The 22,613-nt window shown below is 65.3% G+C and carries 23 protein-coding genes; 12 read left to right on the plus strand and 11 right to left on the minus strand.

From position 1 onward, the window contains the following. Window positions 1-26 precede the first annotated feature (26 nt). Window positions 27-416, plus strand: a complete 390-nt coding sequence (locus tag QFZ26_RS18085; RefSeq protein ID WP_307044599.1) for a VOC family protein — start codon at window positions 27-29, stop codon at window positions 414-416. A 27-nt stretch (window positions 417-443) separates the two neighbouring features. On the opposite strand, the gene QFZ26_RS18090 is transcribed toward QFZ26_RS18085, so the two are convergent. From QFZ26_RS18090 to QFZ26_RS18100, 3 genes are read right to left on the minus strand one after another with little or no spacing between them, the layout of a single operon-like run. Continuing rightward, complete coding sequence (locus QFZ26_RS18090) at window positions 444-1,517, minus strand: epoxide hydrolase family protein (RefSeq protein ID WP_307044601.1); 1,074 nt, start codon at window positions 1,515-1,517, stop codon at window positions 444-446. Between the two features lie 16 nt (window positions 1,518-1,533). Next, complete coding sequence (locus QFZ26_RS18095) at window positions 1,534-2,217, minus strand: cation transporter (RefSeq protein WP_307044603.1); 684 nt, start codon at window positions 2,215-2,217, stop codon at window positions 1,534-1,536. Then, window positions 2,214-2,549, minus strand: a complete 336-nt coding sequence (locus tag QFZ26_RS18100) for an ArsR/SmtB family transcription factor (protein WP_307044604.1) — start codon at window positions 2,547-2,549, stop codon at window positions 2,214-2,216. The genes QFZ26_RS18095 and QFZ26_RS18100 overlap by 4 nt, the downstream gene beginning before the upstream one ends. Window positions 2,550-2,646: 97 nt before the next feature. Here QFZ26_RS18100 and QFZ26_RS18105 point away from each other — a divergent pair, with 97 nt between their 5' ends. The 5 genes from QFZ26_RS18105 to QFZ26_RS18125 all read left to right on the plus strand — a co-directional run bounded on the left by QFZ26_RS18105 (window position 2,647) and on the right by QFZ26_RS18125 (window position 9,495). Next, window positions 2,647-3,144, plus strand: a complete 498-nt coding sequence (locus tag QFZ26_RS18105; RefSeq protein WP_307044606.1) for a DUF2975 domain-containing protein — start codon at window positions 2,647-2,649, stop codon at window positions 3,142-3,144. Continuing rightward, window positions 3,144-3,371 (plus strand): helix-turn-helix domain-containing protein, encoded by a 228-nt coding sequence (locus QFZ26_RS18110; RefSeq protein ID WP_307044608.1) that lies wholly within the window; start codon window positions 3,144-3,146, stop codon window positions 3,369-3,371. The genes QFZ26_RS18105 and QFZ26_RS18110 overlap by 1 nt, the downstream gene beginning before the upstream one ends. 149 nt (window positions 3,372-3,520) lie before the next feature. Then, window positions 3,521-5,776 carry an RNA polymerase recycling motor ATPase HelR gene (helR, locus tag QFZ26_RS18115; RefSeq protein ID WP_307044610.1) on the plus strand — a complete coding sequence of 752 codons (2,256 nt, stop codon included), beginning with the start codon at window positions 3,521-3,523 and terminating at the stop codon, window positions 5,774-5,776. 21 nt (window positions 5,777-5,797) lie between these two features. Beyond that, the gene (locus QFZ26_RS18120; protein ID WP_307044612.1) at window positions 5,798-7,204 is read left to right on the plus strand and encodes a hypothetical protein; all 1,407 of its coding nucleotides are present in this window, start codon (window positions 5,798-5,800) and stop codon (window positions 7,202-7,204) included. Further along, a complete protein-coding gene (locus tag QFZ26_RS18125) occupies window positions 7,201-9,495 on the plus strand; it encodes a hypothetical protein (RefSeq protein ID WP_307044614.1) in 2,295 nt (764 codons plus the stop codon). The genes QFZ26_RS18120 and QFZ26_RS18125 overlap by 4 nt, the downstream gene beginning before the upstream one ends. Window positions 9,496-9,636: 141 nt before the next feature. Here QFZ26_RS18125 and QFZ26_RS18130 read toward each other — a convergent pair whose 3' ends face one another. From QFZ26_RS18130 to QFZ26_RS18150, 5 genes are all read right to left on the minus strand, one after another. Continuing rightward, window positions 9,637-10,221, minus strand: coding sequence for a dihydrofolate reductase family protein (locus tag QFZ26_RS18130; protein WP_307044616.1), 585 nt, complete (start codon window positions 10,219-10,221; stop codon window positions 9,637-9,639). Window positions 10,222-10,396: 175 nt separating this feature from the next. Next, window positions 10,397-10,981, minus strand: a complete 585-nt coding sequence (locus QFZ26_RS18135) for an SDR family oxidoreductase (protein ID WP_307044617.1) — start codon at window positions 10,979-10,981, stop codon at window positions 10,397-10,399. 42 nt (window positions 10,982-11,023) lie between these two features. Continuing rightward, window positions 11,024-12,178, minus strand: coding sequence for an MFS transporter (locus QFZ26_RS18140; RefSeq protein WP_307044619.1), 1,155 nt, complete (start codon window positions 12,176-12,178; stop codon window positions 11,024-11,026). Between the two features lie 213 nt (window positions 12,179-12,391). Further along, window positions 12,392-13,840 carry a MocR-like pyridoxine biosynthesis transcription factor PdxR gene (gene pdxR / locus QFZ26_RS18145; RefSeq protein ID WP_307044621.1) on the minus strand — a complete coding sequence of 483 codons (1,449 nt, stop codon included), beginning with the start codon at window positions 13,838-13,840 and terminating at the stop codon, window positions 12,392-12,394. Window positions 13,841-13,960: 120 nt separating this feature from the next. Next, on the minus strand, window positions 13,961-14,551 hold the full coding sequence (locus QFZ26_RS18150) for a TetR/AcrR family transcriptional regulator (protein WP_307044623.1): 591 nt from the start codon (window positions 14,549-14,551) through the stop codon (window positions 13,961-13,963). Between the two features lie 119 nt (window positions 14,552-14,670). Here QFZ26_RS18150 and QFZ26_RS18155 point away from each other — a divergent pair, with 119 nt between their 5' ends. The 5 genes from QFZ26_RS18155 to QFZ26_RS18175 all read left to right on the plus strand — a co-directional run bounded on the left by QFZ26_RS18155 (window position 14,671) and on the right by QFZ26_RS18175 (window position 19,006). Beyond that, window positions 14,671-15,426, plus strand: coding sequence for an SDR family NAD(P)-dependent oxidoreductase (locus tag QFZ26_RS18155; protein WP_307044625.1), 756 nt, complete (start codon window positions 14,671-14,673; stop codon window positions 15,424-15,426). A gap of 37 nt (window positions 15,427-15,463) precedes the next feature. Next, entirely contained in the window at window positions 15,464-16,348 is an 885-nt protein-coding gene (locus tag QFZ26_RS18160; protein ID WP_307044627.1) for a TIGR03620 family F420-dependent LLM class oxidoreductase, read from the plus strand. A gap of 1,058 nt (window positions 16,349-17,406) precedes the next feature. Further along, window positions 17,407-17,724, plus strand: a complete 318-nt coding sequence (locus QFZ26_RS18165; RefSeq protein ID WP_307044629.1) for a hypothetical protein — start codon at window positions 17,407-17,409, stop codon at window positions 17,722-17,724. A gap of 72 nt (window positions 17,725-17,796) precedes the next feature. Further along, window positions 17,797-18,150, plus strand: a complete 354-nt coding sequence (locus QFZ26_RS18170; protein ID WP_307044631.1) for a hypothetical protein — start codon at window positions 17,797-17,799, stop codon at window positions 18,148-18,150. A 217-nt stretch (window positions 18,151-18,367) separates the two neighbouring features. Beyond that, window positions 18,368-19,006: a hypothetical protein gene (locus tag QFZ26_RS18175; RefSeq protein WP_307044633.1), complete on the plus strand. Its 639-nt coding sequence runs from the start codon at window positions 18,368-18,370 to the stop codon at window positions 19,004-19,006. A 178-nt stretch (window positions 19,007-19,184) separates the two neighbouring features. Here QFZ26_RS18175 and QFZ26_RS18180 read toward each other — a convergent pair whose 3' ends face one another. Genes QFZ26_RS18180 through QFZ26_RS18190 form a run of 3 tightly spaced genes read right to left on the minus strand, consistent with a single transcriptional unit; the run spans window position 19,185 to window position 20,864 of the window. Beyond that, complete coding sequence (locus tag QFZ26_RS18180) at window positions 19,185-19,607, minus strand: hypothetical protein (protein ID WP_307044635.1); 423 nt, start codon at window positions 19,605-19,607, stop codon at window positions 19,185-19,187. Further along, window positions 19,604-20,320 carry an RNA polymerase sigma factor gene (locus QFZ26_RS18185; protein WP_307044636.1) on the minus strand — a complete coding sequence of 239 codons (717 nt, stop codon included), beginning with the start codon at window positions 20,318-20,320 and terminating at the stop codon, window positions 19,604-19,606. Before QFZ26_RS18185 ends, QFZ26_RS18180 begins: the two co-directional genes overlap by 4 nt. Further along, window positions 20,289-20,864, minus strand: coding sequence for a hypothetical protein (locus QFZ26_RS18190; protein WP_307044639.1), 576 nt, complete (start codon window positions 20,862-20,864; stop codon window positions 20,289-20,291). Before QFZ26_RS18190 ends, QFZ26_RS18185 begins: the two co-directional genes overlap by 32 nt. A 576-nt stretch (window positions 20,865-21,440) precedes the next feature. Here QFZ26_RS18190 and QFZ26_RS18195 point away from each other — a divergent pair. Beyond that, window positions 21,441-22,604, plus strand: a complete 1,164-nt coding sequence (locus QFZ26_RS18195; protein WP_307044641.1) for a hypothetical protein — start codon at window positions 21,441-21,443, stop codon at window positions 22,602-22,604. The last annotated feature ends 9 nt before the right edge of the window (window positions 22,605-22,613 follow it).

Below are 22,613 nucleotides of genomic sequence, written 5' to 3' on the forward strand. Positions count from 1 at the left end.
CTCAACGCACACGGAAGGAACCGATCATGCTCAGGGGATTCGCCACTATCAGCTATTACGCCGACGACCTCGAGGCGGCCTCCGCCTGGTACACGGACGTGCTCGGCATCGAGCCCTACTACGTTCGGCCGGGCTACATCGAGTTCCGCGTCGGCGACTACGAGCACGAGCTCGGCATCATCGACGCGCAGTACCGCCCCGCCGCGCCCGAGTCGCCCGGGGGAGAGATCATCCACTGGCACGTCGATGACCTGCCGGGTTCCTACGAGCGACTCCTCGCGCTCGGCGCGACGTCGTACCAGCCGCCGATCGAGCATGGGCCGGGCTTCGTCACGGCATCGGTGGTCGATCCGTTCGGCAACGTGCTCGGCATCATGTTCAACCAGCACTACCTCGAAATGCTCGCACGCGACTGAACGCGCGCGTCGAGCTGGGGGGCGTGGCTAGCCGATCGAGCGCATGAACGCAGTGAGCTCATCGGCGATGAGTCGAGGCTCCTCCAATGCGAGGAAGTGCCCGCCCCGGCCTGGCGCCGAATACCGGCGGATGTCACCGGCGGCGCGCTCGGCGATGGAACGCGGAAAGCCGTGCATGCCCGGCTCGTGGCTCAACGTGACGGCGACCGGAACGGGGATCATCGGCCTGGGGGCGTTGTGCGGGTAGTCGAGGTACTGGCGGAACGACGTGCCGATGCATCCGGTCACCCAGTACAGGGTGAGGATCGTGCACAGGGTGTCGCGGTCGAATCTCGACTCGAGATCGCCGCCGCAGTCGCTCCAGCTGCGGTACTTGTCGATGATCCATGCGGCGAGCCCGGCGGGGGAGTCGGCGAGGGCTGCGGCGATCGTGTCGGGGCGCGTGCTCATGATCGAGCTGTAGCCCTCGTCGGACTCGTCGTAGACCGCTTCCGCGTCGAGGAACGCCTGCTCGGCGGGCGTGATCGGTGAGGCGTCGAAGTCGGCGGGAAAGGGTCCATGGATCATGTGCAGGCCCGCGACCTCGCGGGGATACATGGTAGCGAGCCATCCGGATGCCGCGCCGCCGATGTCGCCGCCGAAGGCGAAGTAGCGCTCATAGCCGAGCGTCTCGGTCATGAGGGTGTGGAAGGTCTCGGCGATGGCAGCCCGGGTGAGCGGGCCGTCGACGAGGTCCGAGTAGAGGAATCCGGGAAGGGAGGGCACCACGACGTCGACGTCGAGCAGTTCGAGCAGCGGCAGCATCTCGATGAAGCTGCTCGGCCAGCCGTGGGCGAGCAGCACGGGCGGCCGGGTCGCATCACGGCGCACGTGGACGAAATGCTGACCACGGTCGCGGAACTGCGGGTAGGAGTTGAGCCGGGCTTCGGCCGCAGGCCAGTCGAACTCGTTCGCCCAGTAGTCCACGAGCGAGCGCAGGTAGTCCGGGTCGGTGCCCGCCTCCCAGCCGGAGGCGCTCGGCGTGGTGAACCGCGTGCGAGTGAGCCGCGACCGAAGGTCGTCGAGCACGTCGGATGCGACCGAGATGGTGAAGGCTTCCATGCCTCGACGCTAGCGCCTAGCTGTGCTGGTCATGCTCGGCGTGCGACGCGCCTGTCAGGGCGGAGATGGGCACCTTGCACGCCTCGCCCTGCCACGCCTCGATGCCCTCTCGGATTGCGAACCCGGCGATGACCAGCGCCGCGACCGAGTCGGCCCACGTCCAGCCGAGCAGGCTGTTCAGGAGCAGGCCGACGAGGAGCACACCCGAGAGGTACGCGCAGATCAGCGTCTGCTTGGAGTCGGCCACGGCGGAGGCGGAGCCGAGGTCTCGCCCCGTGCGGCGCTCCAACCACGACAACAACGGCATGATCGCGAGGCTGACCGCTGCGAGCACGAGGCCGATCGTGGAGTGCTCGGGTGGATCGGCGCCGAGCAGTGCGCGGATCGCGTCGATGCTGACGACGAGCGCGAGGCCGAAGAACGAGACCGCGATGAGGCGCAGCGCCGTTCGCTCCCGCTTCTCGGGGTCGGGTGCGGCGAACTGCCACGCGACGGCGGCCGCTGAGAAGACCTCGACGACGGAGTCGAGGCCGAACCCGATCAGGGCGGCCGACGATGCGACGGCGCCGGCCGCGATCGCGACGACCGCCTCGACGACGTTGTAGGCGATGGTGGCGGCCACGATCCAGCGGATGCGTCGCGCGAGGACCGCGCGCCGGGCGGCTGGGAGCTCTCGTGGTGTCGATGAGACCCCAGTCACGCGCAGCTGCAGTCGGTCGAGGAGCAGCACGCCGGGTCGACGACGAGCACCAGCCGGAGCAGGTCGTCGAGCGCCGGCGCGAGCAGCGGGTCAGCGAGGCGGTACCAGGTGCGCCGACCGTCGGGCACCGCCTCGACGAGGCCGCAGCCGCGAAGGCAGGCGAGCTGGTTCGACATGACCTGCCGGGAGACGCCGAGGGCGTCGGCCAGGTCGGAGGGGTAGGCGGGGGCCTCGCGAAGCGTGAGCAGGACGCGGGTGCGCGTGTTGTCAGAGAGCGCGTATCCCAAGCGCGTCAGGGCTGCAGTATGCGTCAGTGTCGCGGTCGCGGTCATGCAGTTGACAGTACAGCCGTGGCTGTATTCAGACAAGCCTGAACCATCCGCGCATATATCGATTGACAAACGATAGATTTATCGCGATAGTCGATGCATGCAGAAGATGGATTGGGTGGTCATCCCCCTCAGAGTGTTGCTCGTGCTCGTCTTCATCGGACTGGTGGTGGCGCAGTTCATGAGCCTTCCCGGCGAGTTCCGGCAGATGGCAGAGGAGAACCCCGAGTCGGGGCCGATCCCGTGGCTGCTGCTGACCTTCGCCATCCTCGAGGTGCTGTGTTTCCAGGTCGTCATCGTGTGCACCTGGCGGCTGCTCACGCTCGTGCGTGCAGACCGGATCTTCAGCGAGGAGGCCTTCGCCTGGGTCGACGCGATCGTCTGGGCGATGGTCGCAGCATGGGTGCTGCTGGCGGGCGTCGCCACCTACATCGTCGCCGTCATCTACTTCACGCCGGAGCTTCGTGATCCGGGCACGCCGATCCTTCTGACCGGGATGGTGTTGATCGGCGGCGTCGTGGTGCTCACGATCGTCGTGCTGCGTGCGCTGCTGCGGCAGGCGACCGTGCTGCGCACCGATCTGGAAGAAGTCATCTGATGGCGATCGTGGTGCGCATCGACGTCGAGCTCGCCAAGCGCAAGATGAGTGTGGGGGAGTTCGCCGAGCGTGTCGGACTCACGCCCGCGAACGTGGCAGTACTGAAGAACGGTCGCGCCAAGGCGGTGCGCTTCGCGACGCTCGACGCCATGTGCCGGGTGCTCGAGTGTCAGCCGGGTGATCTTCTCGAGTGGATCGAAGAGCCGGACTCCGCAGCGGCCGAGTAGAGAGGCGACGAGGGCGGAAGGGCGGGAGGGGAGCGGTCACCTTCTCTCCACTCTCAATCTATAGCTGACCCGGGGGCTTGCCGCAAGGCCCGGGTCATGCCGCAGACTAGTGCGCCGGACCAGCAAACCATGTACCAGGGGGAGTCACCGTGACCTTGACGACCAGCGCGTTCAACCTGCCCGAAGCGCTCACCTCCAAGGCCGACCCGGCCCTGATCACCGCCGACGAGGAGCACTTCGCGGCCATCGCATCGAGCATCGGGCAGTCGATCACCGATCTCTCCGACCGTCTCGTCACCGAGCGCAGAAAGCCCGGCGGCACCGGCCAAGAGGCAATGGACCGGGACATGGAGATCCACCGCCTGGCCACTCGACTGCGCACCCTGCGCCGATTCGGCCTGGACCTCTGCCTCGGACGCATGGTCGGCCTCGACAGTTCCGAACCTGTGTACGTCGGACGGCTCGGTCTCGCCGACCGCGACGGTCGGCGCCTCCTTGTCGACTGGCGCTCGCCCGCAGCCGAGCCGTTCTTCGGCGCCACCCACGCGAACCCGATGGGACTGGCGAGTCGTCGCAGGTATCGCTGGACCGGCGGCCGGGTCAGCGACTACTGGGACGAGGTCTTCAACCCCGACGGTCTCGAGGGGCACGCTGCACTCGACGACCAGTCCGCCTTCATCGCCAGCCTGGGCGCCAACCGGTCCGACCGGATGCGCGATGTGCTCGGCACCATCCAGGCCGATCAGGACGCCATCATCCGCGCAGGCTCGGAGGGCACTCTCGTGGTCGACGGCGGTCCGGGCACCGGCAAGACGGTCGTCGCCCTGCACCGGACCGCGTACCTGCTCTACTCCGACCCTCGCCTGGGTCAGCGTCGCGGCGGCGTCCTGTTCGTCGGTCCCCACCAGCCGTACTTGGCCTACGTCTCCGACGTGTTGCCGAGCCTCGGTGAGGAGGGCGTTCAGACCTGCACCCTGCTGGATCTTGTCCCCGAGGGCGCCGCTGCGGCGGCCGAGAGCGATCCCGAGGTGGCCCGCCTCAAGTCATCGGCGGGCATGGTCGCGGCGATCGAGCCGGCCATTCGGCTCTACGAGGAGCCGCCCGCACGAAGCATGATGGTCGAAACCCCCTGGGGTGACGCGGTGCTCACCACCGAGGACTGGGCCGAGGCCTTCGCGGCAGCGGAGCCCGGCAGCCCGCACAACGATGCCCGCGATCAGGTTTGGGAGGCTCTGCTCGCGATCCTGACGGACAAGTTCCGGGGGAGCGATGACGACGATGACTTCGATGCAGACGACGACGAGGAGAACGACGAGTTCGACGCATACGGGTTGCGGCCCGAAGTGCCGGTGGCTCCGCTCCGCCGTTGGCTGACACAGAACCCGGACCTGGTGCGCGCGTTCGGGCGGGCATGGCCAGTGCTCGAGGCATCCGACATCGTGGGAGCGCTGTGGGAGGTACCCGCCTACCTGCGCAGATGCGCGCCATGGCTCACCGACCACGAGGTACAGATGCTGCAGCGCCGGGCTCCTCGGGCGTGGACGATCTCGGACCTGCCACTGCTGGACGCGGCACGGCAACGGCTCGGCGACCCCGAGGCGGCACTGCGCAAGCGCCGGCACGAGGCCGCGGTCGCCGCCGAACGCGCACGAATGTCCGACGTCGTCGAACACCTCATCGCGACCGATGACTCCGAGATGGGGGTGATGCAGATGCTGCGCGGGCAAGATCTGCGCGATGCCCTCGTCGACGACGCCGCGCTGCCCGCCGCCGACCATGACGCGCTTGCCGGACCGTTCGCGCACATCCTGGTGGACGAGGCTCAGGAGCTGACGGATGCCGAGTGGCAGATGTTGCTGCTGCGTTGTCCGTCGCGCAGCTTCACCATCGTCGGGGATCGCGCCCAGGCCAGGCACGGGTTCACCGAGTCATGGCAGGAACGGCTCGAACGTGTCGGGCTGAACCGGATCGACCTCGCCTCGCTCAGCATCAACTACCGCACACCGGAAGAAGTCATGGCAGAGGCCGAGCCCGTCATCCGTGCCGTGATCCCCGACGCCAACGTGCCGATCTCGATCCGCCGCAGCGGCGTTCCCGTCGTGCACGGCGCGACATCCGACTTGGAATCGATACTCGAGACCTGGCTGGCTGAGCACACCGACGGAACCGCCTGCGTCATCGGCGACCCGTCGTACCACGCGACGTCCCGGGTGCGATCGCTGACGCCCGAGCTTGCGAAGGGCCTCGAGTTCGACCTCGTCGTCGTCGTCGACGCCGGAGCATTCGGCTCAGGCATCGAGGGAGGCGTGGATCGCTACGTCGCGATGACACGAGCGACCCGTCAACTCGTGATTCTCAGCGGAGATGATCGCACTGGAGCCGGGGAGGGGAGCGCCGGAGGCTAGCACTCATCACGAGGCTCCGCAATGTCGCAGGGGGACCGCGGGGTGGGTGGTAAGAGTCGTATTGATACCCAAATCGACGACAGCGACGTTTCGGCCGAGCGGATCGAGCGTCGTGGAGGAGGAGAAGTCATCATGGACGCGAACGAGCGTGAGCCCCTGACCCCTGCGGAACTGGCCGACGAGGGCATCGTCGCGCTGCCAGACAAGGAAGTCGTCTCGATCCTCGACCTCGCCGCCGACATCGATCTGGCCATCGATGGCGCAGCACCGATCGACCTGGCGGTCGCCCTCAACGCCAACGTCGTGGCGCCGATCGATGCGGCGGTGAGCGCCAACCTCCTTTCCGACGGCTCGACCGCACAGGCGATGTCCGATCAGGGCGTGCAGATCACCCAGACGATCGACGCCGACGCGAAGGCGACAGCCCTGCAGGACAGCACGATCGACCAGAGCGACACCGTCGTGGGCGGCGCGGTCCCCGCAGAAGGCGTGGGCGAGTCGCCCACGCTGATGGCGGGCACCGATGCCATGGCGGACAGCGTCCCCACCGCACCGGTGGACGGCAGCGTCGTCGTCGACTCGGCCGGCAACATCATCGGCACGCTGGATGCCGCGACCGGCAACGTGATCGACGCTGACGGTGACATCCTCGGAACGCTGAACGAGACGACGGGCGTCGTTCTCGACTCGGCCGGCAACTTGATCGGAACGGTCACCGACCTCGTCGATGGCGCCACCGTGGTCGGCTCCAATGGCCACGTGCTCGGCATTCTGGATGCCGCGACCGGCAACGTGCTGGACGCCGCCGGAAACGTGGTGGGTGCGCTGAACCCGCTCACCGGCCAGGTGCTCGACACGCTCGGCAATGTGCTGGGCACGGTGACCGACTTCCTGGACGGCACCACCGTGCTGGACTCAGCCGGCAACGTGATCGGTGTCCTCGACGGTGCGACGGGCAACGTGGTGAACTCCCTCGGACAGGTCGTCGGCGCCCTGGACCCGCTCACCGGACAAGTCCTCGACGCGGCGGGAAACCTGTTGGGGACCGTCGGCGAGGTCGTGGACGACGTCACCGACGCGCTCGGGCGGCTCAACACGGGCGACCTCCTCAAGGGCGACCTGCTCAACGTCGACGTCAACGTCGACCTGGACGCCGACCTGGCAGCGCCCATCAACGGCGCCGTCGCGGCGAACGCCAATGTTGCCGCCCCGATCGATGCCTCGGTGGCTGCCAACATCCTGTCGGAGAACTCCGAGGCAACCGCCATCGCGCAGCAAGACGCCATCATCACCCAGTCGATCACCGGCAGCGCAGAGGCCATCTCCGACCAGGTCTCCGACATCGACCAGGCATCGCAGGAGCCGGTCGACACCGATACCGCCGGCGACGACGAGACGGCCGCCCCGGCTGACGACACCACGCCGTGACGACGCTGATCGACGCCCCCACCCGCGTCGACGGCGTCCAACTCATCGGGGACATGGTGGGGTCCGGGTACCGGACCGCACCTGCCCTCGTGAGGCGGGATGACGGACAGGTCCTTCAGCTCACCCCGCTGCTCTATCGGGTGTTGGATGCCGCCGACGGCCGTCGCAGCCCTGCGGAGATCGCGGCGGTCGTCAGCCGCGCGCTCGGCCGCAGTGTCTCGGCGGCGGACGTGGACGCCCTGGTGAACCGTCACCTGCGGCCGCTCGGTCTCCTGCTCGGAGCCGACGGCTCGGCGCCCGAGTTGAAACGCTCTGACCCCCTGCTGGGCCTCAAACCGCGCGTCGTCGTCACGAGCCCGAGGGTCACCCGCCGGTTGACCGACCCGTTCCGCTTCCTCTTCCGGCCCGTGGTGGTCGTGCCCGTGCTGGTGGCCTTCCTCGCGGTCGTGCTGTGGGTCTTCTTCGAGCGGGGCCTGGGCGCGTCGGCGTACGAGGCCTTCGAACGCCCGCACCTGCTCGTGCTGGTCTTCGTGGTGACGGTCATCTCCGGGGGACTGCACGAGTTCGGCCACGCCGCCGCGAACCGCTACAGCGGCGGGGTGCCCGGCGCGATGGGCGCCGGCCTCTACTTGGTCTGGCCCGCGTTCTACACCGACGTCACCGACAGCTATCGGCTGGGCCGGATGGGACGCATCCGCACCGATCTCGGCGGGCTGTACTTCAACGCGGTCGTCGTCGTGCTCACCTTCGTGTGGTGGTGGGCCACCGGCTGGGAGGCCCTGCTCCTGCTCGTGGCGACGCAGATCCTGCAGATGGTGACGCAACTGCTGCCACTGCTCAGGTTCGACGGGTACCACGTGCTCGCCGATGTGGCGGGCGTCCCCGACCTCTACCAGCGCATCAAGCCCACGCTGGCGGGGCTGCTGCCGCACCGCTGGAACGCCCCGGAGCAGCGGCTGCTCACGCCCCGTGCACGCGTTCTCATCACGCTGTGGGTGCTCGTGACCGTACCCCTGATGGCGTTCATGCTGTACGCGATGGTGCGGGCGGTGCCCCGCCTGCTGGGGAGTGCCGGGTCCGCCTTGGGCGAGGACGCGGCGGCCCTGGCCGAGGCGGCGGGCAGTGGTCAGTTCCTCGACGTCGCGGGCCATGGACTGGAAGCACTGGGGGTGGTGGTACCAGTGCTGGCCTGCGTCCTCGTGCTCGGACGAGTCGGGTTCCGACTTTCTCGCGGACTGGTCAGATGGGGCCGTGCCTCAACGATGAAACGCGTCGCCGCCGCGGCGATGGGCGCGGTACTGATCGCCGGCCTCGCTTGGGCCTGGTGGCCCGGCGAGGGCAGCTACCGGCCCATCCAGCAAGACGAGCGGGGCACCTTGACGGCACTCTTTCTCGAGCAGCCGCAGTCGATCGTCGCGCCAACAGGGGCGAGCGCCACGGAGATGGGTACCGCGGCCGGCAACAGGCTCTCGAGTGGGGAGCCCCTCGTTGCAGCGTTCGAGAAGGGCGCGGCACTGCCCACGAAGGACGACCCCACGCTCGCCATGGTGCTCGTTCCGGCAGAGGGGTCTGGCCACACACCGGAGGACACCTGGGTCTTCCCATTCGACAAGCCACTCCCACCCGCGGAAGGCGACAACCAGGCCATCGCCGTGGCTACAGACGACGGCTCCGTCGTCTACGACCTCGCATTCGCACTCGTCTGGGCAGATGATGACGAGGTCCTCAACGTCAACGAAGCGCACGCCTACGCGTCCTGTTCCGACTGCGTGGCCGTCGCCGTCGCATTCCAAGTCGTGCTGATCGTGGATGACGCGCAAGTGGTGGTTCCGCAGAACTTGGCCGTCGCCGCGAACTACGACTGCTACAACTGCATCACCGCAGCCATCGCCAACCAGCTCATCCTGTCCGTCGCTGGAGAACCGAGCGACGAGCAACTGCGTGCGCTCGGCGAGGTCTGGAACGACCTCATCCGTTTCGCTCACGGCATCACGTCCTACTCACTGACCGAGATCACCCAGCAGCTCGAGACCTTCAAGGCCGAGATCGTCGAAATCCTCGGACAGGCGCCGCCGGTCCAGCCCGCACCGGACACCTCGCCTCTGGACGAACCGGCGCCACCGGGCACTACGCCCCCGATGGAGCAGGAGCCCTCGACGAGCCCGCCATCACCGAGCACTGAGCCGAGCCCGAACGACCCATCACCGGCGCCCGCACCAGTACCCGAGCCCACGCCCGCACCCGACCCGGTGCCAGAGCCCACGCCGGAGCCCACCCCGCCAGCACCATAGGTCTCCGCGAGCAGCATGGGCTCGGCCGGCGTGCCCGCCTCAACTTCGCGGATGATCGCGATGCGGGTCGTGTCGTCGAACATGATCCATTCGCCGCGGCGGACGGATCCTTTTTGACACTGACCATGTTCGATATCGAGGTCAGCGGCGGACTCGGTAGCGGATGTGTGTCGCCTCCGGGGTGTCGATCACCCGAACGATGTCCAACTCGATCCGTGACGGCAGGACGTCGAACAAGCGACGACCACCGCCGAACAGCACCGGGATCTGATGGATCTGCAATTCGTCCAACACCCCGGCCTCGAGCGCCCGCTGCGCGGTATACGCACCATGCACCAACACGTTCCGGTCGCCGGCCGCTGACTTCGCCTGCGCCATCGCACTTTCGATTCCGTCGCTCACGTACGTCACCAACGGATAGTTCGCCACCGAGGGACCGGGCGGCCGGTGGCTGGGCACGAAGATCGGAACACCGTGGGTGTCACCGCCCCAGTGATCGACCTGCTCCACGGTCCGCCGACCCGCGAGCACCGCACCGGTCGCATTCCCCTCGTCGTGAAAGTCCCTGGCCGGCCCGGACGGCCGGACGTTCCAGCCCGGATCCGCAGTGAATATCCACTCGTGCAGCCGGTCGAAGCCGTCGCCGCCGGGGTTGTCCGGTTCGTCGTTCGGACCAGCGATGTACCCGTCGAGGGACATCGACATGTAGAGGACTGATGAGGACATGAGCACGCTCCTTGTTTCCGGCGCAGCCCTTCAGCCGCGCCTCCTACTCTGGCGTCGAACAACGACATACAAGATCGACACCGTCGGAGGGGAGGCGCGATGAAGCCTGACTGATGGTGAAGTCCCTTAACCGTTTTTCCACAAAGGTCGCGCCTGAATCATTTAGGGCGGGCCTTTAGTCGGTGATGACGACTACACCGGACGGTGCGTCGAGGTACTCGATTGTGCGCTCTGCCGCGCTGTCGATCTGCACTCGTGGCTCGGATGGGATCTGGTTTTCGTTGTATGTGCCAGGTCCGTAGAACTGCCCGTAGCTGAGCACGACCCCGCCTTCCGCAAGAACGGCGGATTCGAGTTGTTCAACCGCACGAGCGTCCGGCCCATCGGGGAGTTGCCATGCCACGGTCTGGGCGAGGATCTTCGGAGCGCCGCTCGCTCGAGCGGCGTCGATGATGTTTTGGTTCCCCTCGGTGCGGATGCGCGCGTTGAGCTCAGCGTGATCGCTGATCTTGTCGACGTCGTCGGGCAGGTCGGTGAGTTCGTTCAGGATGATGTCAGGCTCGAACGCGGCGACGGCGGCGATCAGTGCGTCGCGATCGAAGACATCGACCACGATCGGCTCGGCACCGAGTTCAGCGAGGCGGTCCGCCTTGCCCGCCGATCGCGTCATGCCGCCGACAGTGTGGCCGGCATCGATCAGCAGCGGGATGAGGCGCTGACCGATGACTCCGGATGCTCCGGCGAGGAAGATTCTGGACATGGGTTTCTGCTTTCTACTATTTGGGTTGATGAGGCTTGGTGATCAGCCCCGGCGCCTGAGGTGGGCTTGGGCGACGAGGCTGATGAGGGCGAAGAGGATCGTGAGTGCGGTATAGCCGACGACGGCGGGAATCTCTCCAAGCGGTTCGACGAGCTGGCCCTCGATGACGATCGGCACGCCGAAGGCGAGGTAGGAGACGACATAGATGGCTGCGACGATTCCAGCTCGCTGATGCGCTGCGACACGAGGAACGACCAATTGGAGCGCCGCGCTGAAGGACGCGCCGAATCCGATGCCGGCGATCGCCTGCCCGATCATCATGACGGCCAGGCTTCCGGCGAAGACGCCTCCGATGATGCCAGCTGCGCCGATGATCGATGCGGAGATGCCAATGCTCATCGCGCGGCGCGGGGGCACCTTGGCGAAAGCGAGTCCGGTGATGGTGGACATCGCTGGTGCGAGGAATCCGGTGACTCCGTTGAGGAGGGGACTGTCGAGATGGAACACGCTGCGCACCATGTTCGGCGCCAAGCCGCCGGAGAGTCCAGCGAGCATCCACACCGCAGCGACGACGGGAGCGGCGGCGAAGAACTCTTTCCGTGCCGCGAGCGGGACGGACACGCGGGGAATCAGCGACCGCACTGCGCCGCTCCTGCGCGTCGCGGTCTCCGGAGAAGCAAGTACCGTGATGCCACCGAGGATCGTGAGCGCGATCAGCGCGGTGAAAATGACCGTGTTCGCCTCTCGGGTGAGCTGTATCGCCAGTCCAGCCAATAGCGATCCGAGCGCCAGACCTCCCGTGAGACTGACGCTGCCAAGGATCGCGCCGAGGCGCTTCTTGTTATCGGGCGCGAGTTCGACCAGTGCCGCGGTGAACGCAGAAGTGGCCGCCCCGCTCGCGATTCCCTGGATGATGCGACCCGCGATGACCCAATTGATGTCCGTGCCCACGAGGAACAAGAGGACCGAGCCCAGCTGCACGATCAACGCGCCGATCAGCACAGGCCGACGGCCGAGATAGTCCGAAAGCGAGCCAAGCGTGAGCGCTGCAACGAGAAACCCGATCGCATAGACAGCGAACGCGGCACTGAGCATTGCAGGCGGGAAGTCCCATTGCTGCTTGTACGCCACGAGCAACGGCGTCAACGCCCCAGCCGCGAGATACAGGCTGGTGAACGCGACAGCGGCTCCCGCCATCGCGAAACCTGCGGGTAGCACTCGCCGGCCGGTCGCGGCGATTGGGGACGTGACTGTCTGGTGCGGAGGCACAGCAACTCCTTGCTGGGAGGCGATCAGGCATCGGTGCTGCCGACCGTCGTGCTCACAACGCTACCGAGAAGAGGTTCGTCGATTAATGCCACTTCACGCCGCGTTCCACAGACCACTTTCGGCGGATTCGTCTGGCTTCTGCTACCGGAGCACCGTGCACAGGGCGTCCAACGCGCCGGGCCAGGCACTGTCGGAGACGGAGGAGAAGTTGACGACGAGCGCGTCCTGCCTCGGGAGTTCTGGGCCGGCGGTGGGATGGCGAAACTCTGCCATGCCGCTGACGATGAGACCTTTGCGTGCGGCGGCCCGCAGCGCAACGGCTTCGGTTCCCGCGGGAAGTACGAGAACAGCCTGCAATCCGGCCGCCATGCCTTGCACTTGGATTTCGGGGGCGTTCTTCGCGAGTGCGTCGATGAGCTCGTCGCGGCGACGGCGATAATTGTGTCGCCGGCCGCGCACGTGCCGGTCGAAGGCGCCCGATGTGACGAAGTCGGCGAAGATCAACTGATCGAGCACGCTCACTGTCTCGACTCGACCTTTCGCTGCCGCGACAGCGGGGAGGAGCGACTCGGGCACAACCATCCATGCCAGCCGAAGGGCGGGCGCGACGGATTTGCTGGCCGTTCCGAAGTACACGACGTGCTCGGGGTCCAATCCCTGCAAAGACCCCACGGGCTTCCGGTCGTACCGGAATTCGCCGTCGTAGTCGTCCTCGAGGATGAATGCACCACGATTGCGAGCCCAGTCGAGCACCGCAGCTCGTCGCTCAGTGGACAGTGCGAAGCCTGTCGGGAACTGGTGCGCGGGCGTTAGTAACACAGCACCGGGATCCTTCATGGTGGTGAGTTCGTCGACTCGTGCCCCGCGCTCGTCGACACCGAGTGGCGGAATGCTCATGCCCTCATCGACGAGCGCGGCACGATAGATGTCCAAGCCGTAGCCCTCAACGGCGACTGTACCGACTCCTTGGGCCGTGAGAGCCCGGGCGACCATCACCAGTCCGTGGTGAAAGCCCGAAGTGATAACGATCTGCTCTGGATCGGCATACACACCACGGACGCGGGCGAGGTAGTCGACGAGCGCGGAACGGAGCTCCATTCGGCCGAGTGGGTCGCCGTAGCCGAACGCGCTGTGCGGCGCTGCCGAAAGCGCGCGCCTTGCGGCGGCGAGCCACGGTCCACGAGGGAATTCAGCGAAGTCCACCGCTCCCGGCCCGAGGACATGCGTTGTTCGAGGCCTCGACATTGCAGAGGAGTCCTCGATCGTCGGTCGGCGCGGCTGAACGCGCTCCGCGACTCGCGTGCCGGACCCGTGTCGAGCGGTGAGCCAACCCTCTTCCACCAGTTCCGAGTAGCACGTCGTCACCGTGCTCCGCGCGATACCGAGGTCACTCGCCAGTGCACGAGAGGCGGGCAGCCTGGTGTTCGGCGCGAGCCTGCCGGAACGCACCGCCTCACGTAGCGCCTCGGTCAGACCCGCTCGCAGACGGGACCCCTGCAGCTCGAGGTGGAGATCGACGCCCGCTCTCGCGAGCTCATCGATCGAAGAGGTGGTCCGAGCTTTCACCATGTGAATGGACGTTACTTGCATTCCTCCTGCCTCGTAGCGTCAACAACATGAAACTCAGCACACCACCCGTGACTGATGCCTGGCCCCACAGAGTCTTTAAGGACACGCGATAGGGGCTTGCTTGACGCAGTGCGCGATCGCCTACTGAGGAAACCCCAGAAGAGCGCGCTCGGCGATGTGCCTGAGCTCCTGCCGTGTTGCGCCTCCGGTGGCTTGCACAGCGAGCCCACCCGTCACTGTTGCGAGGTACTTGGCGAGTTCTCGAGCGTTCTCGTCGGCCGCAAGATCACCTTCATCAATAGCGCGCTGGAAACGTGCGGCGAATTTCGCCTCGCCTGCAGCTCGACTTTCGCTGAGAAATGAGACGACGCGCTGATGTTCGGAGCTGGCCGAAAGTCCTCCCTGAACTGACAAGCAGCCGGCGGGGCGACCAGGAGCGGTGATTGCGGAGACGTTGCTGTACAGGTAGTGCTCGGCGACCTGACGGGCGGTCGGTTGCGCGATCGCTTCATCGATGTAGGCCATGTCGACCGTCGCGTACCGCTCAACGGCGCGCTTGAAGGTCTCCTCCTTGTTCCCGAACGCCGCATACAAACTGGGCCGGCTGACGTCCATCGCAGTAGTGAGGTTCTCGAGCGTGGTCCCCTCATAGCCCTGGCGCCAGAAGACTTCAATGGCGCGGTCGAGGGCATCGTCAAGCGCGAACTCACGAGGCCTTCCGCGTTCGGCCATGACGACTCCACTTCTCTCTGAGCTTTTCCGTACCAATCAGAACAAATTTAGTCGGTTCGGGAATTCCCGAGGAGGCGGCGCTCTTTTATGTACCGAACCGAACAGAATTGGAGATCAGCATGACTACATCGACCAGCCTTCCTCTCGCTGGTAAGACCGCCCTCGTGACGGGGGCGTCGCGCGGCCTCGGCGCCGGCGTGGCCGTCGAATTGGCGCGGCAAGGCGCAAGCGTCGCCATCACCTACTGGTCATCACCGGAACGCGCTGATTCCGTCGTGAAGGCGATCACTGACTCTGGCGGCGTCGGATACACCATCCGAGCGAACAACGCTGAGCCAGAGGGCGCACGCGAGGGCGTGCGCGATGCGGTTGCCGCGCTCGGCTCGCTGGACATCCTCGTGAATAGTGCTGGCGCCGGTTGGTTCGAGCCGTTCCCGGACACCTCCGATGAGCACATCGAGCACACCATCAACCTCAACGTTCGCGGAACGATCTACACGACACACGAGGCGCTCAAGCATCTTCCCAACGGCGGCCGGATCGTCACCATCGGGAGCGTCACCGCCGAGAGCATCCCCTTCCCCGGCGGCGCGATCTACGGCATGAGCAAAGCCGCACTGGTCGCATTCACAAAGGGTTTGGCCCGCGACCTCGGGGGGCGCAAGATCACAGCGAACATCGTGCAGCCCGGTCCGATCGACACCGAGGGCAATCCTGCCAGCGGACCGTCCGGGGAATTCCTGGCTGGGCTGACTGCGCTGGGATACTTCGCGACGCCGACCGACGTAGGCGGACTCGTCGCGTGGATCGCCTCTGATCAGGCGCACTTCATGACCGGCTCAACCGTCACCCTCGATGGCGGCTGGACGGCCTGAGCCGCTCGGAGGAGTGAACGTGAGGAGAGGAGTCACCATGCAGAACGACATGGCTTCAGTCGCGCCGGTGGGCCGTCTTGGAATCTGGAGTCTGGAGTTGCGGGGGGCGGACAAGGCCAGAATTCATGACGCCGCCGCAGCGCTTGACAGCCAGGGCTGGTCCGCGCTCTGGATTGCAGGTGCGAACGGGCCCGGCTTGTGGCCAGATGCAGAGGGGCTCCTCTCCGCCGCCCCCCACACGTCCGTGGCATTCGGAGTGATGAGCATCTGGAGCCCAGACGCTCGCATCGCGATCGCTGAACACCCTCGCCTCGTGGCGACATACGGGAAACGCCTGATCCTGGGCTTGGGCGTCAGCACACCCCAGACAGCCGCCGCAGTGGGTGCCGAGTTCGGGTCGCCGTTGACCGCGATGAATCGCTACCTCGACGAACTCGACGCCGCGAAACCCGCTCTGAACGGCGATCGAATACTCGGCGCTCTGGGCCCCCGAATGGTCGCCCTCGCCCGCAACCGCGCCGCCGGCATCCATCCGTTCCTCGTGACTCCGGAATCCAGCAATGCGAACCGGGCGATTCTCGGCCCGGACGCGCTCATCGCACCCCACCAAGCGGTGGTGCTCGAAACCAACCCGGTGAAGGCTCGTGCGATTGCCCGACGCGGGATCGGCATGTTCATCGGCTTGCCGAGCTATCAGGCCAACCTTCGGCGTCTGGGCTTCGGTGATGACGACTTGGTCCCCGGTGGCAGCGACCGTCTGATCGACGCAACCGTTGCGTGGGGGTCCCTTGACGACATCCACCGTCGAATTCGCGACCACTGGGGCGCCGGAGCAGACCATGTGGCTCTTCACGTGCTCTCCGCACACGGCCGCTTGCCGACCGCCGAATGGCAGGAGCTCAGTGCCTTGATCCCATCATGACGAAAGACGCCGGACCTCTGAAGGGCAGGCCGTCGTCGTTGGCGAGGCCGATGCCCTCACTCGAGAAGGCATCGTGAGGATGCTCGAGATCGCCGGGTTGACGTTGTGGCCGCGGTCGCCGATGCCCGGGAGCTCATCCGGGCCGCCGATGAGCACCGGCCCGATGCGGTGCGGACCGACGTCCAGATGCCCCGACACATAGCGACGATGGACTTCAGGCGGCTCTGGTGATTCGAGCCGGGCATTTGGGAACCGGACTACTCGTCCTCTCGCATTTCCTGGGACGACTGGTACGCGCTTGGCCTGGTCGCGGACGGCGCCGGCGGGATTGGATACCTCCTGAAGGCGAAGGTCGCGAACGCCGAGTTCTTATGCAGATCAGAGGCGATTTCGGTGTGCCACTGCAGCCGGCAAACAACTTTCCCCATTGCAATTTCTGCAGATAGGGGATTTTCTGATGGTCAAGTCTCTTAACCGTTTTTCCACAAAGCTCGCTCAGGCTGAAGTGTTTGGGCGACCGGCTAGTGGGCGCCGGTGACTGCCGATTCGACGTGGCGCCAGAAACGTTCAAAAACCCGGGTTTCGACCGCGCGCCGCGCGCGGAGTCCTGGGCGGCAGATCAGGGGTGTGCCGCCGAGGCTCCGCGAGGTTCTGACCACCTCGAAATGACGGGTCCAAAACCATCGTTATTGAGCCCGTCGTGGCAACAAGTTGCTTTGCGGTTTGCTAGCAAGTCGTAGCCGGCTTCCAATGTCTCAGGGTGTGATCCCGCCGGGATTCTTTCCACAGGATCTAACGAACAGCCGTCTTCGTGGTTTCGGACGCCATACTTCTCTCATATGGCCGTGGACTGATTGGAGAGCGACTTGGTTCGGAGAAAAACGGCTCGGGAACCGATGGTGCTGGCAGCGGTCGTGCTATTCGGGCTGGTGATCACCGGGTGCTCTCCCACTGCGGCGGCAGGTGAACGGACGCCGCCCCCGTCCGCTGATGATGGGAAGCCAGCAGCGGCAGAAGGCACACCACTGGATTCCGCGATCGCGGCTACGTGCGCAGCGGTGAGCACGATTGACACGACTGTCCACAACGCCCACCAGGGTCACTCGCTCGGCACCGTTACCGAAGAGCAGTACGTCGCAGTCATCGAGTCCGGCTACACCGCCTATCTGTCGCTGACCGCGTTCCCTGCGTCGCAGCGGGGCCTTCGCGACCAGATCGAAGCGGCCATCGAGTACATCGAAGCCAACCCGGACAGTGCATCGGGCGCTCGATTCGACCCCACGAGCGCGGGGTACTACGAGGCACATCTGCCGATAATGGAGGCCTGCAGTTCGAATCTCTCAGAACTGGCAACGTTCTCAACGACCGGCGGTTGACCAGACGGTGGGGACCCAGAGGCATAACCTGCCGTCTCGTGGTACCGACTCGCAATCGGGCAGAGAACTATCATGACCGACGGAAAGGATGGTCGGCTTGATCAGCCGCCAAGGAACCGACGACGCGCGACCCTAGTCGTGTTCCTACTTGGTGTTGTCGTTCCCGCGTTCCTCGCATTTGACCAAATGTTCAGCATCGGTTTGCAGAACTCGAACCTCTTCAATGTCTCTAATCCGAATCCAATCGACGCTCAGACGGATCCTATGATTCGGGCCACGGCAGTTGTTCTAGGCGCGTCAGTGATCGCCTTGGCCGTGTTTGCGATGTACGAACGACGGCACGGACTACGCCGCGCCTCTTCCATCGTTTTCTTGATAGTGGCCATCGCGCTGCTGGCGTTGAACCTATTCGTTCTCTTCGGTTGACCGTCCAACTAAGACCCTTGGTGATGTGAGCGGTGGCGCCACCGTCACGTACACGCGCGCAAGACGGACGGACGCCCGGCAGCCGTCGGCTTCGGTGTCAGAAACGATCGTATGTGAGCCATCCGGTTTCGGTGACGCGATGGCGTGGCGGGGTTACGGCGTGAGACGGTCGTCCATAGCAAGTTGGTGGTTCGTTCGACACTCTGAGGAGGTGCGTGTGCGCTCATCCGTACCGATTCCCGGCGAGCCTTGGCCGCATGACATGGTGATCACGGTCGACGACGATCTCGGCTCACTCGTCGAGTTGCTCTGGATTCGCGAAGCATGGGGGCTGAAACCTCTCGGCGACGATCTTCCGCCACTGCTCGTCAACCCACCCCAGCTCGGTACGAACGAGGACGAAGAGTTCGATGCCGAAGCGTGGCAAGCAGGTTGGCCAGACCTCTGGGTCGCTGCTCTCCGCCACGCGGGCGAGATCCGAGATCCCGGACTGTTCGCTGCCGTTCACAAGACGGCTGACAACTCCGCTGAACGCGCACAGCTGATCGCGCGACTCACGGGGCCATCGTGGCGTGACCGTTTCGATGGAGCCGCTCTGGACGAGCGGTATCAGGTCTGGGCAGCCGCGAGATTCCGAGAACGGGTGCAGCGTCCGCTTGTGTCGTTCGAAGACCGGCCCGAGCGCCAGTCGCTTGATGCTCTCATCACTGCGTGGCGCCGCGGTCTCACCAAGATCGTGACGATCCCGTGCCGCGGTGAGTTCACGAGGGTGATCGGAGCGCACTCGCTCCTCGTGACCGAAGAGACTCGCAACGACGTCGAGATGTTCAGCGCAGCCCTCCTGCAATTCAGATGAACGCGGCGATGCACCCCACCACTCTCGGGCGGTCATAAACGATCGTTTCTGAGGCCGCTGGTCGATCCAGAATGACGGAAGCCCCGGGCTTTCGCCCGGGGCTCACTATCTACTCTCCGGTCACCGAATATTTGGTGCCGGATACGGCCGTGGCCGTCGTTTCCCGACCCTGATTCCCCTAGCCCTCGTCGAGACGGACGTGCACGGTGAACCCGCGCACGTCCGTGTCGACGAGTAGTTCTTTTGGCGACAAGAACAGATTTGCCGCGCATGATCCCTCATTTTCGGACCGTGCCGCTACATCGATGGTTTTCGACGCAACGTCTACCCCGGAAAGCTGTACCTGGGTCGCGCAACCCCCCGATTCAGGGACGGTAAGTACAAGCTTCTGCCCATCGACTCTCGCTGACCAAAGGGCGTCATCCTCCGGTTCGATGACCTCACCATTGACCTCAACACTCAGCGGTTCGCCGCTATGGTTCTCCGCAAGCGGTTCCGAATCGGACGAGTAGCCAGCACACGCAGAAATCTGGACCGCAATCACTGCGACCGCGGCCAGTACCGCAGTGGCACGAGCAAGGATCACCCCGCGACCGCTCATGCAGTCGGCTCGTCGGCGGGGTCAGGGAGGTAGGCGCTGATATCGGTCGGCTCAGTCGGCGGGAGCTCGATCGCAGGCGAGTTGATAGGAGTCAGATGCATTGTGGGTTCCGTTCTGAAATGCCGGCGTCCGGGGCGGGGGGTGCCCGTTGGCGGGCTGCTCGTTGAGACGTCTGGCTGGGGCGGCGTCTGGGTGTCGAGTTGATCGCGGAGCTTCGACTTTGCGACGGCGTAACGGGACCGGGCAGTGGATGGAGGGATGTCGAGGACCCGGGCGGCGTCGCTGACGCTGAGTCCTTCCCAATGCACCAGGAGGACGAGCTCACGGAGATCAGCGGTGAGCGCCGAGACGGCGTCGCGTACCGCCATGTTCTCAGCGAGTTGATCCGACGTGCCGGCGTGGGATGCGGCGAGGAACTCGCGCAGCGCGGTCGTGCCCGCAGTGCGACGCCGGCTGGCCTTGCGCGCGTTCAACAGTGTGTTCCGGGCGAACGTGAACAGCCACGGGCGGAGTGCATCGTCTTCGACCGGCATGCTCGCTCGTCGCCGCCAGGCGTGCAGCAGCGCATCGCTGAGGACATCGGCCGCATCAGCTGGTGGGTCGATGCGACGTTCGAGGTACGCGAGGAGGTCGACAGCGTTTGCCCTGATCGCCGCCTCGAGGCGGGCCCTCCGGTCGCGGCTAGTTCCAGTCATCACGGCTGCCGTCTTCATCGCCGCAGCGCCCGTCGCCACCGATGGAAAAATGTGCCGGATCGAGCCCACGTGCGCGGACGCCATCGACGACCAGAGTAATGATCGCGTTACTGATGGTCACGCCATCCGGATCCAGTGGCTTGGGAACTGAGGCCCGGTTCTCCTCGAGCTTGGCCTGATCGATCTGGAGATTCTCGATGTCGGTCTCGCTGAGGATTTCGCGCGCGGCTATCACCGCAGGGTCGGTTTCCGGAAAGCCGACGTCGGCGAGGATCTTGTAGCCGATCGTGCACAGCTCTCCCGTGGCATTCACCCGCTGGACAGTGCGATCAGGACTCCCGCTCCACCACCAACCCCGGAAGTCAGGCGTGGCCAGAGACGCCGACGTCCCACCGATGAGTACTGCGAGCACCGCAGTACCCAGCATCATCCGTCGACGCCCGCGACGCCGGCGCGGGATCCGTTCCTCGACCACCCGCTCAACAAGCCCTTCAAGCTCCCGGCCACGTTTCGCGACGGGCGGAGCAGCTGACGCGATCGCGTCATCGATGGAGTCGATCACTTTCACCTCCTGGAGAAGTCCCTCACTCAGTACATGTACCCAGGCGTGAGAAACGTCCAAGCAGAGCGAAAGATTCTGCCGACAAGGTGCAATCGAGATAGAGACAACCTAACGGTCGTCGGGTCTGCAACAGCGGCACCTATGCCGGTGCATCCAAGGGGGTCACAAACGATGGTTTTTGACCCGTCGTTTCGAGGTGGTCAGAATCTCGCGGGGCCTCGGCGGCAGACACCTGATCTGCCGCCTCGGACTCCGCACGCGGCGCGCGGTCGAAACCCGGGGTTTTGAACGTTTTTGGCGCCACGTCGAGTCGGCAGTCACCCGCCGGCGCCTACTAGCCGGTCGGCCACCGGACGTCCGGAAGCGGATGCTCTTGCGGGTGTCGGTTGGCAGGCTCGACCGAGCAAATTCCTGCTCTTTCTGCAGATAGGGGATTTGCTGATGGTGAAGTTGCTTAGTTGATCTTCAACAGCGCTCTCATCATGAAGGCTGGTTAGTGGTCTGTTCTCGACAGCCACCACGTTGCGTTTGATCCTCGTGGAGTCAGCGAGCGGCGGCGTGTGGAACCATGTCGTCATGTCCTACGATCTGGCCGTGTATGCGGCACGTGCTTCATCGGTTGAAGAGCTCCGCGATCTTGTGGCTCAGGGCAGTGGGCTTCAAGTGGATGAGGCGACCGTTCGCACGCTGACCATTGTGCGTGGGGTGCGGCGACGCTACTCGTTCACGGTGGACGGTCCTGACGCTGTCGACTTTGAGGACATTCCAGCTGAGGTCGCCGCGGCAGTGCTCGGGGTGCGCTGGTTGTACTCGATTTCGGTGGAGGGTACAACGGAATCCGAGGTGCTCCATGCTGTGAGGTTCGCTCGACGGCTGGCCCAAGCCCTGAATGGGGCGGTCGTCGACCAACAGACTGATGAAGTCTGGTCGCGGTCTCAATCACGGAAGGTCCAGAAGCCGCAGCGCGAATCGCGCGTCTCCACCGTTGATGTCGCCTGGTACTGCCTCAGAGAGGATCTGGCCACGGATGCGGCAGTCCTATTTGTCGATGCGGCTCGGCGATTCCTGCCTGAGGCCTTGCCGCGGCGGTTCGGCGAGTACGAGCCGTTCCAGGGAAAGCTCGTCGAAGCCGGCTTGGACGGCTTCACGAAAGCATGGGCGGACGCGACATCGATGTTGTTCACGGCGGGCTCAGGTCCATGCATCGGCGGACACTTGAGCGCTGGCCCAAGCGCGCAGTTTCCAGACCGATTCTGGTCGATTTCTCTGACGTTCCACGCTGAGCCGATCCGCGAGGTCGGGTGGCAGGAAGCGCTCCGCGCTCTATTCGTGACACTCGCAGATGAACTCCCCGCCTTCTACGCGTCCGCCGAGGTCACCGAGGGGCACATCTGGACCGGTCGATCGCTTTGGTCAGACAGTGAGACCGAGTGGGGGATCAGCCCGGTTCGCTATCGCGATGGCTGGACGGGGCTACCGCCGAAGCCGACTTGGTGGACCTGGTTAGGACGACCGTTCATGGAGTATCACTCGGCCTTCCCACCGGATCGAGTGACAGCGACCGCTCGTGGCGTGATGTACGAAGCGTCCAAGGTACCCGGCGCTTCAGCCGATCTCGTCTCCTCAAGCGCGTGGTTGCCCGCCGAACTATTCTCAAGCTTGGCGCCGAATCCGCACCGTCAGCAGCCGGTTCCGCTCGTTCCCGCTCGCGTCATCCCCGCCGATCTGCGACCTGCGTAGAGCGGTCAC

This window comes from Agromyces ramosus (assembly GCF_030817175.1).
Classification (GTDB): domain Bacteria; phylum Actinomycetota; class Actinomycetes; order Actinomycetales; family Microbacteriaceae; genus Agromyces; species Agromyces ramosus_A.